The sequence below is a fragment of the Kocuria sp. NPDC057446 genome (assembly GCF_042802875.1).
Taxonomy (GTDB): Bacteria; Actinomycetota; Actinomycetes; order Actinomycetales; family Micrococcaceae; genus Kocuria.
In genome coordinates this window covers 1-11,056 of record NZ_JBHVDI010000132.1, presented here as the reverse complement: position 1 = coordinate 11,056, position 11,056 = coordinate 1, and the positions used below count along the sequence as shown (strand labels likewise).

The 11,056-nt window shown below is 73.3% G+C and carries 10 protein-coding genes; 7 read left to right on the top strand and 3 right to left on the bottom strand.

Features of this window, described 5'->3' with window-relative positions:
* Positions 1 to 84: 84 nt before the first annotated feature.
* A complete protein-coding gene (locus tag ACFU0Y_RS14205; RefSeq protein ID WP_380215176.1) occupies positions 85 to 606 on the bottom strand; it encodes a DUF3093 domain-containing protein in 522 nt (173 codons plus the stop codon).
* Between the two features lie 111 nt (positions 607 to 717).
* Here ACFU0Y_RS14205 and dut point away from each other — a divergent pair, with 111 nt between their 5' ends.
* From dut to ACFU0Y_RS14185, 4 genes are all read left to right on the top strand, one after another.
* On the top strand, positions 718 to 1,146 hold the full coding sequence (gene dut / locus ACFU0Y_RS14200; RefSeq protein WP_380215177.1) for a dUTP diphosphatase: 429 nt from the start codon (positions 718 to 720) through the stop codon (positions 1,144 to 1,146).
* A gap of 73 nt (positions 1,147 to 1,219) precedes the next feature.
* Positions 1,220 to 1,951 (top strand): DUF3710 domain-containing protein, encoded by a 732-nt coding sequence (locus ACFU0Y_RS14195; protein WP_380215175.1) that lies wholly within the window; start codon positions 1,220 to 1,222, stop codon positions 1,949 to 1,951.
* 3 nt (positions 1,952 to 1,954) lie between these two features.
* The gene (locus tag ACFU0Y_RS14190; RefSeq protein ID WP_380215174.1) at positions 1,955 to 2,359 is read left to right on the top strand and encodes a hypothetical protein; all 405 of its coding nucleotides are present in this window, start codon (positions 1,955 to 1,957) and stop codon (positions 2,357 to 2,359) included.
* Complete coding sequence (locus ACFU0Y_RS14185; RefSeq protein ID WP_380215173.1) at positions 2,356 to 3,081, top strand: DUF3159 domain-containing protein; 726 nt, start codon at positions 2,356 to 2,358, stop codon at positions 3,079 to 3,081. Before ACFU0Y_RS14190 ends, ACFU0Y_RS14185 begins: the two co-directional genes overlap by 4 nt.
* A gap of 15 nt (positions 3,082 to 3,096) precedes the next feature.
* On the opposite strand, the gene ACFU0Y_RS14180 is transcribed toward ACFU0Y_RS14185, so the two are convergent.
* Together ACFU0Y_RS14180 and ACFU0Y_RS14175 are read right to left on the bottom strand one after the other, a co-directional pair.
* Positions 3,097 to 3,780 (bottom strand): potassium channel family protein, encoded by a 684-nt coding sequence (locus ACFU0Y_RS14180; protein WP_380215172.1) that lies wholly within the window; start codon positions 3,778 to 3,780, stop codon positions 3,097 to 3,099.
* Positions 3,780 to 4,526, bottom strand: a complete 747-nt coding sequence (locus ACFU0Y_RS14175; RefSeq protein WP_380215171.1) for a potassium channel family protein — start codon at positions 4,524 to 4,526, stop codon at positions 3,780 to 3,782. The genes ACFU0Y_RS14180 and ACFU0Y_RS14175 overlap by 1 nt, the downstream gene beginning before the upstream one ends.
* 97 nt (positions 4,527 to 4,623) lie before the next feature.
* On the opposite strand from ACFU0Y_RS14175, the gene ACFU0Y_RS14170 reads away from it, so the two are divergent.
* The 3 genes from ACFU0Y_RS14170 to ACFU0Y_RS14160 all read left to right on the top strand — a co-directional run bounded on the left by ACFU0Y_RS14170 (position 4,624) and on the right by ACFU0Y_RS14160 (position 11,016).
* A complete protein-coding gene (locus ACFU0Y_RS14170) occupies positions 4,624 to 6,624 on the top strand; it encodes an APC family permease (protein WP_380215170.1) in 2,001 nt (666 codons plus the stop codon).
* On the top strand, positions 6,621 to 8,021 hold the full coding sequence (locus ACFU0Y_RS14165; RefSeq protein WP_380215169.1) for a class I SAM-dependent RNA methyltransferase: 1,401 nt from the start codon (positions 6,621 to 6,623) through the stop codon (positions 8,019 to 8,021). Before ACFU0Y_RS14170 ends, ACFU0Y_RS14165 begins: the two co-directional genes overlap by 4 nt.
* A 166-nt stretch (positions 8,022 to 8,187) precedes the next feature.
* The gene (locus ACFU0Y_RS14160; protein WP_380215168.1) at positions 8,188 to 11,016 is read left to right on the top strand and encodes an aconitate hydratase; all 2,829 of its coding nucleotides are present in this window, start codon (positions 8,188 to 8,190) and stop codon (positions 11,014 to 11,016) included.
* The last annotated feature ends 40 nt before the right edge of the window (positions 11,017 to 11,056 follow it).

Here is an 11,056-nt window from a genome sequence, read left to right as displayed (position 1 = left end):
GTGTATAAGAGACAGACGTCCGTCGCGGCGGGGTTCCTCCGTGCACCGGGCAGGTCGCGCTCAGGGTCGCGCTCAGGGTCGCGCTCAGTGTCGCGCGGACAGCACCTCGACGATCCGCTCCGGGTGGCGGGTGGAGGTGAGCCAGTAGGGCGTGGGGTCCACGGGATCGGTGATCCGGATCCGAACCACCGGCCCCACCGACGCCCGGAAGTTCATGTAGGCCCGTCCGTCCAGCTCAGGGCCGCGGACCCGGCGGACGTGGTCCCCCCGGAAGGCCTCGGCCTCGCCCACGAAGCGCCGCTCGATGCGGGCGCGGCCGACCTGCAGGATCTCGTCCGTCACGACGATGGTGGTGCTGGAGGCGACCAGGGCCACGGCCGTGCCCCCGCCCACCACGAGGGCCGCCGCAGCGGCCACCCACGGGTCGATGGGAGCGAGCGCCACCAGGGCGACCACGCCCGTGAAGAGCACCAGCAGCCACATCCACCACGCCGGGGTGAGCTTCTCCTCGTAGAGGATCTCGGCACCGGGTCGCTCGGAGGTGGGCCGGTGGGGCTCGCGGGGGCCGTCGGCCGGGGACGCACTGGAGGAAGCAGGACGGGACATGCCTCTAGCGTCTCACGACTGCGCCCGGGGCCCGGCGCGTTAGAGTGGGGCACTGTGAACCCCCAGTCGACAGGCCACCGGCCGCCGTCGGGCAACGGGCGCCCGCTCAGCATCGCGCTGCAGGCCCTCGACCCGGACCTTCCCCTGCCCGATTACGCGAAGCCCGGGGACGCGGGCGCGGACCTGCGCTCGCGCGCGGACGTGGTCCTCGGGCCCGGCGAGCGGGCCCTGGTGCCCACGGGCGTGGCCATCGCACTGCCGGAGGGCTACGCCGGGTTCGTGCACCCCCGGTCGGGACTGGCCGCCCGGCACGGCATCACGGTGGTCAACGCCCCGGGCACGGTGGACTCCGGCTACCGCGGCGAGATCATGGTGACCCTGCTCAACACGGACGGCGCCGAGCCCTTCACCGTCCGCCGCGGCGATCGCATCGCCCAGCTCGTCGTCCAGCGCGTGGAGCAGGCCGTCTTCGAGGTCGTCGACGTGCTGCCCGCCTCGGCGCGCGGCGGCACGGGCTTCGGCTCCAGCGGGACCGCCTGACACCACGAGCCGAGACCCCCCACGAGCTCACGCCACGAGCCGGCACCGCGTGCCGGCGGAGGAGAACCACAACATGTTCGGTCGCAAGAAGAAGAAGCCGGCAGCGCAGGACGACGCCGCGCCGCAGCCCGAGGCCGCCCCGAGCCCGGAGGACACCGCGGCGGCCCGGCGCCGGGAGCCGGCGGGCCCGCTCGACGTCTCGCAGGTCGAGGACCGGGACGGCTACCTCGACCTCGGCGCCGTGCTCGTGCGGCCCCGCCCGGGCCTCGGCGTGCGGCTCGAGCTGGACGAGCGCACGCAGCGCCCTCGCGCCGTCGCCCTGGACCTCGACGGCGGCTCGGTCCAGGTGCAGGCGTTCGCCGCGCCCCGCTCCGAGGGCCTGTGGGACGAGGTCCGCCGCGAGCTCGTGCAGTCGCTGCGCACCGGCAACGGCGAGCCGGCGGTCGAGGAGGGGCCCTTCGGACTCCAGGTCGTCGCCCGCTTCCCGGCCACGGCCTCCGACGGGACCCGCGGCTTCCGCCTGGCCCGCTTCGTGGGCGTCGACGGACCCCGCTGGTTCGTGCGCGCCGTGTTCACGGGCACCGCGGCCGTCGCCGCCGAGTCGGCCGCGGCCCTCGACGAGGTCGTGCGCGAGCTGGTCGTGGTGCGCGGCGACCGGCCCATGCCGCCCCGGGAGCTGCTCACGCTGGTCGTGCCCGAGGGCGCGGTCCGCGGTCCCGCCCCGGACGCGGAGCCCGACGAGGAGCCGGGGACCGAACCGGTGCGGCCGCCGCGCCGCGGCCCCGAGATCACGGAGATCGGCTGAGCCATGACGCGAGCAGGCAGCGGTGACGCCCAGCCCGTGCCCGGGACGGGAGCCATCGACGTGGTCGCCGAGGCGCCCGTGTGCGCCGGCGACCTCGACCCCTCGACGGCCGCCGGAGGACGGCGCCGGGTGATGGCGACCGGTCTGGTGGCGGAGGTGACGGTGCCGCCGGTGACCGGCGCGCAGAACTACACCGCGCTGCTCGTGCCGGACTACCCGCAGGCCCCGGGCGACGAGGGCCGGGTCCCGCCCCGGCCGCTGCGCCTCGTGTGGCACGGCCAGCGCACCGTGCCGGGCGTCACCGCGGGGACGCGGCTGCGCTGCGTGGGCGTGGTGAGCTTCCGCGACGGGCGCCCCTCGATGTTCAATCCGCGCTACGAGATCATCGCGAGGCAGGTCAGCAGATGACGGACCCCCAGGAGCCCGGGAGCGCCGGGCGCGAGCCCGGGCGCGGCCCGGACGTGGAAGGCTCGATGGCCGCCTACGCCGCCCGCTCGGGCATGCGCCGCAAGGACAACGGGCAGCTCGACGTGCTGCACGCGGTCGGCGGCTGGCGCGGCCTCGCCGAGACGATCCTGCCCGGCTTCGTGTTCCTCGCCGTGCTGCTCGTCGGCAACACCCTCGGGGTGGCGCTGCTCGCGTCGCTGGGCACGGCCGCGGTGTTCACCGTGCTGCGCCTCGTCCAGCGCCAGAGCCTCGTGCAGGCCGTGTCCGGCTTCGTGGGCGTGGGAGTGTGCGCGCTGTTCGCCCGGGCCACCGGCGAGGCGCTGGACTACTACGTGCCCGGCTTCTGGATCAACGGGGCCTGGCTCGTGGGACTCGGCGTGTCCCTGCTCGCCCGCTGGCCGCTGCTCGGGGTCTTCTACGGCTACATCCGCGGCGAGGGCACGCAGTGGCGCGACGTCCCGGTGCGCCGCCGCGCCTACCAGGTGGCCACGCTCATGCTCATGGCGCTGTTCGCGGCCCGGCTGCTCGTGCAGGTGCCGCTGTACCTCGCCGAGAACCTCACGGGTCTGGGCGTCGCGCGCCTGGTGATGGGCGTGCCCCTGTACGCGCTGACGCTGTGGCTCGCGTGGCTCGTCTCCCGGCCCCCCGAGCAGATCGCGGTCCAGGAGCAGGACACCCCCTGAGGTCCTCCGCCGGGCTCAGGACCGGTGCGGCTCGTGCCGGCCGGCGGTGGTGAACATCGCCCGCAGCTGGGCCTCGCCCTCCGTGGTGGAGACGAAGAAGAGCTGGTCGGCGCCCTCCACCACGTCGTCGCCCGAGGGCGTGATGGGCACCCCGTCGCGCAGGATGGCCACGAGCGAGACGTCCGGCGGCCACGGCACCTGGGAGACCATGGTGGCGATGATCGGGTGCTCGTGCGGCACCGTGTAGGCGGACAGGGTCGCCCCGCCCGTCTGCAGGGTCAGCAGCCGCACCACGTCCCCGACCTCGACCGCCTCCTCCACGAGCGCGGTCATCAGCCGGGGCGTGGACACGGCGACGTCCACGCCCCACGCGTCGTCGAAGAGCCACTCGTTCTTGGGGTTGTTCACCCGGCCCACCGTGCGGGGCACGCCGAACTCGCTGCGCGCCAGGAGGGAGACCACGAGGTTCGCCTTGTCGTCGCCCGTGGCGGCGACGACGACGTCGGTCTCCTCCAGCCCGCCCTCCCGCAGCGTGGAGAGCTCGCAGGCGTCCCCGATGATCCACTGGGCGCCGCGCAGGTCCGAGCGGCCGATGACCTCGGGCTTCTCGTCGAAGATCACCACGTCGTGCTGGTGGGAGAGCAGCTCCCGGGCGATCGAGGCGCCCACGGCGCCCGCGCCCACGACGACCACGCGCATCAGGATCCTCCCCGGGAGGTGTCGTCGGAGCCGGGCGCGTCCTCGGACTCCCGGCGCAGGGAGTTGGCGAGGTCGAGCACGTCGGGTCCGGGCGGGCGGGACAGCACGCGGGACACGGCCTCGACGTCGTCGGTGCGCATCATGGCGTGCACCACGTCCCCCTGCTGATAGCTCATGTCGGGACCGGGCAGGACGCCCTCCCCGAAGCGCGTCACGAAGGCGATGCGCACCCCCGTGGCCTCCTGGATCGCGTCCAGGTGCAGGCCGGACCACGAGTCGTCCAGGGACAGCTCGCCCAGCTGCAGCCGTCCCGAGGCCTCCCGGAAGTCGGCCGTGATCGTCTGCTCGGGCAGGATCCGGCGCAGCGCCTGGTCGGCGCTCCAGCGCACGGCGGCGACGGTGGGGATCCCCAGCCGCTGGTAGAACTCGGCCCGGGAGGGGTCGTAGATGCGGGCCACCACGTGACGGACCTTGAACGTCTCGCGCGCCACGCGCGCCGCGATGATGTTCGAGTTGTCCCCGCTCGAGACGGCCGCGAAGGCGTAGGCCTCCTCGATCCCGGCCCGGCGCAGCACCTCCTGGTCGAAGCCCAGGCCGGTGACCTTCTTGCCCTCGAAGGACCTGCGCAGCCGCCGGAAGGCGCGGTCGTCCTGGTCGATCACCGCCACGGTGTGCCCGGAGTCCTCGAGGGTGTGGGCGACCATCGTGCCGACGCGCCCCACTCCCATGATCACGAAATGCGCCATGCCCCTCAGCCTAGGTCACCCCCGGGGGCGCGGCTCCCACCCGGTGCGGCGGGCCGGCGGCGGACAATCGGTGCGGGACGGACTACCGTGGGGAGCCGTGCAGAGCATTCCCCGGGCGCTGAGGCGTGCCCTCGTCGGCAAGCCCATCCACAACGAGCGGTTCAGCGACGCCGTGCTGCCCAAGCGCACGGCGCTGCCGGTCTTCTCGGCGGACGCCCTCTCCTCGGTGGCCTACGCCCCCGACGAGATCATCCTCACCCTCGCGCTGGCCGGGACCACGGCCGTGGCGGTCTCCCCCTGGGTGGGACTCGCCGTGCTCGTCGTGCTCACCGTGGTGATCACCGCCTACCGGCAGAACGTGCGCGCCTACCCCTCCGGCGGCGGCGACTACGAGATCGTCTCCAAGAACCTCGGCCGCACCGCGGGGGTGGGCGTGGGCGCGGCCCTGATGGCCGACTACGCCCTCGTGGTGGCGGTGTCCATGGCCACCGCCGCCCAGTACGTCTCGGCGGCGCTGCCGGCGCTCGCCGGGCGGCGGGTGGAGATGGCCGTGGCCGGGATCCTGTTCGTGGGGCTGCTGAACCTGCGCGGCCTGAAGTTCATGGGCCGGGCCGCGGCCGTGCCCACCTACTTCTTCCTCGCCGTCCTCGCCGCGCTGCTGCTCGTGGGACTGGGCCAGGACCTGACCGGCTCCCTGGGCGACGCCCCCAGCGCCGGCCGGGAGGTCCTGCCCGCCGCGGGCTTCGACGCCGGGCTGGCCGGCCTGGCGGGCGCCCTGCTGGTGCTGCGCGCCTTCTCGTCCGGGGCCGTGGCGCTCACCGGCGTGGAGACCATCACCAACTCGGTGCCCTACTTCCGCAAGCCCCGCGCCGCCAACGCGGCGGCCACCCTGGGCGTGCTCGGCGCCCTCTCGGCGGCGCTGCTGGCCGGCGTGCTGTACCTCGCGGACCGCACGGACGTCGTGGTGGTCGGGGACCCGGAGGAGCAGCTGCTCGTCGACGGACGGCTCCCCGGCCCCGACTTCTTCCAGGACCCCGTGCTGGGCCAGCTCGCCAAGACCGTCTTCGGCACCGACTCCCTGTGGTTCTTCGTGCTCGTCGCCGCGACCGTGGGCGTGCTGATCCTCGCCGCGAACACCGCCTTCTCCGGCTTCCCCACGCTGGCGTCCCGGCTGGCGCGGGACGCCTTCCTGCCCCGGCAGCTGCAGGCGCGCGGGGACCGCTTCGCGTTCACCAACGGCATCCTGCTGCTGCTGCTCGTGGCCGTCGTCCTCACCGTGGCCTTCGGCGCCAACGTCAACAGCCTCATCCAGCTCTACATCGTGGGCGTGTTCGTCTCCTTCACCCTCACCCAGGCCGGCATGGTCCGGCACTGGGCGCGCGTGCGGCGCACGCGCCCGCACCCCGGGATCGGCCGCGAGCTGTTCGTGCGCCGGGCCGTGGCACTGGTCGCGTTCGTGCTGTGCGCGGCGGTGCTCGTCGTCGTGCTCGTCACCAAGCTCACGCAGGGCGCGTGGATCACCATCGTGGCCATCGCGGTCCTCAGCGCGGTCATGGCCGGGGTCCGGCGGCACTACGACGGCGTGGACGCCGAGCTCGCGCTGCAGCCCGACTCCCCGGTCCGCGCCCTGCCCTCCCGGGTGCACGCCATCATCTACGTCTCCTCCGTGCGCAAGCCCCTCATGCGCGCCCTGGCCTACGCCCGGGCGTCCCGGCCCTCGACCCTCGAGGCCGTCGTCGTGGACACGAACGCCGCCGCCACCCGCCGGATCCTCGACGAGTGGCGGCGCCTGGAGATCCCGGTGCCCGTCACCGTGCTCCACGCGCCGTACCGGGACACCATCGGCCCGGTGCTCGACCACGTGCGCGGGGTGCGCCGGAAGTCGCCCCGGGACCTGGTCGTGGTGTACCTGCCCGAGTACGTGGTGCGGCACCGGTGGGAGCGGCTGCTGCACAACCAGGCCATCCGGCCGCTGCGGGCCCGCCTGCACCAGGAGCGCGGGGTCATGACGGCCTCCGTGCCCTGGCACCTGTCCTCCGCCTCCGGCGAGGACACGGGCCCCGAGTCCGCCCCCGAGCAGAGAGCGACCCGCCCGTGACCCCGACCCACCCCCCGGTCCCCGCCGAGTCTGCCGGGCCCGCCGGGCTCGAGCTGCGCCTGGGCCCCGTCGCCCACGGCGGCCACACCGTGGCCCGCACCGGGGAGGGCCGCGTGGTCTTCGTCCGCCACGGCCTGCCCGGCGAGCTCGTCCGCGTGCGCCTGACCGACAGCGGCCCGGCGGCCCGGTTCTGGCGCGGGGACGTGGTCGACGTCCTCGAGGCGGACCCGCACCGGCGGAGCGAGCACGTGTGGGCCCCGGCCGATCCGCTGCTGAGCTGGCGGCGCGGCGAGCCGCCCGTCGGCGGCGCCGAGTTCGGCCACGCCGAGCTCGGTGCCCAGCGCGCCCTCAAGTCCGCCGTGGTCACCGAGCAGCTCGCCCGGCTGGCCGGGCTCGGGACCGAGGTCCACGTCGAGGCGGTGCCGGGGGAGGACCCGCAGGGCCGCGGCTGGCGCACCCGCGCGCACTTCGCCGTGGACCCCGCGGGCCGGATCGGGATGCACCCGCACCGCAGCGCCGCCGTCGTCCCGGTCGACGGCTTCCCGCTCGTGGTCCCCGCCATCGACGCCCTCCGGCTCGGGCGGTACGACCTGCGGGGGGCCGACCGGGTCGACGTCGCGGCCCCCGCCGACGGCGGGACGCCGCTGGTCCACCTGAGCCTCGCCGCCGGCGCCGACCGGGACCGGCTGCGCCGCGAGCTCGCCCGGCTCGCGGAGGACCGGGACGTCTCCGTCACCGCCCGCGCCGACGGGCAGCGGGAGACCGAGACGTGGGCGGGACGCCCGTCCGTGGTCGAGCACGTGGGCCCGCACCGGTGGGAGGTCTCCGCCGAGGGCTTCTGGCAGATCCACCGCGGCGCCCCCGCCCTGCTGCACCGGGAGGTGCCCGCGGCCGCCGGTGCCCGGCCCGGGGAGCACGCCCTCGACCTCTACGCCGGTGCCGGTCTCTTCACGGCGGCGCTCGCCGACGCCGTGGGGACCTCGGGCGGCGTCGTGGCGGTCGAGGGGTCGCCGGTGACCAGCGCCGACGCCCGGCGCACCTTCGCCGGCCGGCCGCAGGTCCGCGTCGAGCGGGGGAGCGTCGACCGGGTGCTGGCGCGGACCTGGCCGCAGGCGGCGCCCGCCCGCGGCCGCCGTCGGCCGGACCGGGGCGGGAGCGCGGCCCGCCCCGACGTCGTGGTCCTGGACCCGCCCCGGGCCGGTGCCGGCCGGGTCGTGGTGGACCAGCTCGTGGCGCTCGCCCCGCGCCGGATCGCCTACCTCGCGTGCGACCCGGCCACGCTCGCCCGGGACCTGGGCCGGTTCCGCCGCGCCGGGTGGAACGTGCGCTCGGTGCGCGCCTTCGACATGTACCCCAACACCCACCACGTCGAGACGCTGGCGGTGCTGGAGCCCTGACGGGCGCACCCGTCCTCTGCGTGACGGCGGCCTCCCGGGGCGTTTCGGAGTCAGCGGGCTCGCACGGGCTACACTGACAGTGACTGTTCACGGGAGAACTCCCGGCGCTTCGCCGGTGTCCTCCTGCGGGCGTTTCCATGACGGTGGCGAGAGGAGTTCCACGCATATGAGCACGGTGGACAGCTTCGGGGCCAAGGGCGTTCTCGACGTCAAAGGCACCGAGTACGAGATTTTCCGACTGAACACGCTGGAGGGCGCGCAGAAGCTCCCGTACAGCCTGAAGGTTCTGCTCGAGAACCTGTTGCGCACCGAGGACGGCGCCAACATCACCTCCGAGCACATCGAGGCCCTGGCCAACTGGGATCCCAAGGCCGAGCCCAGCATCGAGATCCAGTTCACCCCGGGCCGCGTGATCATGCAGGACTTCACGGGCGTGCCCTGCATCGTGGACCTCGCCACCATGCGCGAGGCCATCGCGGACCTCGGCGGCGACCCCACCCGCGTGAACCCGCTCGCCCCGGCCGAGCTCGTGATCGACCACTCCGTGCAGATCGACTCCTTCGGGACCTCGGACTCGATCGGCATCAACATGGACATCGAGTACGAGCGCAACGGGGAGCGCTACCAGTTCCTGCGCTGGGGCCAGACGGCGTTCGACGACTTCAAGGTCGTCCCCCCGGGCATGGGCATCGTCCACCAGGTCAACATCGAGAACCTGGCCCGCGTCGTGATGACCCGCGAGGTCGACGGCGCGCTGCGCGCCTACCCGGACACCTGCGTGGGCACCGACTCGCACACCACCATGGAGAACGGTCTCGGCGTGCTGGGCTGGGGCGTGGGCGGCATCGAGGCCGAGGCCGCGATGCTCGGCCAGCCCATCTCGATGCTCATCCCGCGGGTCGTGGGCTTCAAGCTCACCGGTGAGATCCCGGCCGGCGCGACCGCCACCGACGTGGTGCTCACCATCACGGAGATGCTCCGCGAGCACGGCGTGGTCGGCAAGTTCGTGGAGTTCTACGGCGAGGGCGTCGGCGCGGTGCCCCTGGCCAACCGCGCGACCATCGGCAACATGAGCCCCGAGTTCGGCTCCACCGCCGCGATCTTCCCGATCGACGACGTCACCCTGGAGTACCTGCGCCTGACCGGGCGCTCCGACGAGCAGATCGACCTCGTCGAGGCGTACGTCAAGGAGCAGGGGATGTGGCACGACCCGTCCGAGGAGATCGCCTTCTCCGAGTACCTCGAGCTGGACCTCTCCACCGTGGTGCCCTCGATCTCCGGTCCGAAGCGCCCGCAGGACCGCATCTCCCTCACCGACGCGAAGGCGCAGTTCCACGAGGACCTGGGCAACTACGCGACGCACGTGGACGAGGACGTCACCGCCGGCAACACCATCGACGACGCCTCGGCGCAGTCCTTCCCGGCCTCCGACGCCCCGGCCTACACCCCGGAGCACCCGCAGCCCGAGGCGGACCGCCCGCGTGAGCACCACGCCTACGCCGAGGACGACCGTCCCACGAAGCGGGTCCCCGTGACCATGCCCGACGGCCGGGAGTTCGAGCTCGACCACGGGGCGGTGTCCATCGCCTCGATCACCTCCTGCACCAACACCTCGAACCCGTCGGTCATGATGGCCGCGGCGGTGCTGGCGCGCAACGCCGTCGAGAAGGGCCTGAAGGCGAAGCCGTGGGTCAAGACCTCGATCGCCCCGGGCTCGAAGGTCGTCACCGACTACTACGAGAAGTCCGGTCTGGTCCCGGCGCTGGAGGAGCTCGGCTTCTACATCGTGGGCTACGGCTGCACCACCTGCATCGGCAACTCGGGCCCGCTCGAGGACGAGATCTCCCAGGCCATCCAGGACAACGACCTGGCCGTGACCTCGGTGCTCTCCGGCAACCGCAACTTCGAGGGCCGGATCAACCCGGACGTGAAGATGAACTACCTGGCCTCCCCTCCGCTGGTCATCGCCTACGCCCTGGCCGGCAACATGGACTTCGACTTCGAGAACGAGTCCCTGGGCCAGGACGCCGACGGCAACGAGGTGTACCTCAAGGACATCTGGCCGGACCCGTCGGAGGTGCAGAAGATCATCGACGCGTCCATCGACACCGAGATGTTCACCTACCAGTACGGCACCATCTTCGACGGCGACGAGCGCTGGCAGAACCTGGACACCCCCACCGGCAAGACGTTCGAGTGGAACCCCGAGTCCACCTACGTCCGCAAGCCCCCGTACTTCGAGGGCATGACGATGGAGACGACCCCGGTCGAGGACATCACGGGCGCCCGCGTGCTGCTGAAGCTGGGCGACTCGGTCACGACCGACCACATCTCGCCCGCGGGCTCGTTCAAGTCCGACACCCCGGCCGGCAAGTACCTCATCGAGAACGGGGTCCAGCGCAAGGACTTCAACTCCTACGGCTCGCGCCGCGGCAACCACGAGGTCATGATCCGGGGCACCTTCGCCAACATCCGGATCAAGAACCAGCTCCTCGACGGCGTGGAGGGCGGCTTCACCCGCGACTTCACCCAGGAGGGCGGCCCGCAGGCCGCCGTCTACGACGCCTCGATCAACTACCAGCAGGCCGGCGTCCCGCTGGTCGTGCTGGGCGGCAAGGAGTACGGCTCCGGGTCCTCGCGCGACTGGGCCGCGAAGGGCACCTCCCTGCTGGGCGTCAAGGCCGTCGTCGCCGAGAGCTACGAGCGCATCCACCGCTCGAACCTCATCGGCATGGGCGTGCTGCCGCTGCAGTACCCGGCCGGCGAGTCCGCGGACTCCCTCGGCCTGGACGGCACGGAGACCTTCGACATCCAGGGGGTGACCGGGCTCAACGAGGGCACCACGCCGAAGACGCTGAAGGTCACCGCCACGAAGGAGGACGGCTCCACCGTGGAGTTCGACGCGGTGCTGCGCATCGACACGCCGGGCGAGGCGGACTACTACCGCAACGGCGGCATCCTGCAGTACGTGCTCAGGAACATCGCGAAGTCCTGATCCCAGGGCGTCCACAGCGCGCAGGGGCCCGGTCCGGGAA

Excerpts from the sequence above, each read along its gene's own strand:
- ACFU0Y_RS14205 (WP_380215176.1), bottom strand. The coding sequence starts at position 606 with ATGTCCCGTCCTGCTTCCTCCAGTGCGTCCCCGGCCGACGGCCCCCGC.
- ACFU0Y_RS14195 (WP_380215175.1), top strand. The coding sequence starts at position 1,220 with ATGTTCGGTCGCAAGAAGAAGAAGCCGGCAGCGCAGGACGACGCCGCG.
- ACFU0Y_RS14190 (WP_380215174.1), top strand. The coding sequence starts at position 1,955 with ATGACGCGAGCAGGCAGCGGTGACGCCCAGCCCGTGCCCGGGACGGGA.
- ACFU0Y_RS14185 (WP_380215173.1), top strand. The coding sequence starts at position 2,356 with ATGACGGACCCCCAGGAGCCCGGGAGCGCCGGGCGCGAGCCCGGGCGC.
- ACFU0Y_RS14180 (WP_380215172.1), bottom strand. The coding sequence starts at position 3,780 with ATGCGCGTGGTCGTCGTGGGCGCGGGCGCCGTGGGCGCCTCGATCGCC.
- ACFU0Y_RS14175 (WP_380215171.1), bottom strand. The coding sequence starts at position 4,526 with ATGGCGCATTTCGTGATCATGGGAGTGGGGCGCGTCGGCACGATGGTC.
- ACFU0Y_RS14160 (WP_380215168.1), top strand. The coding sequence starts at position 8,188 with ATGAGCACGGTGGACAGCTTCGGGGCCAAGGGCGTTCTCGACGTCAAA.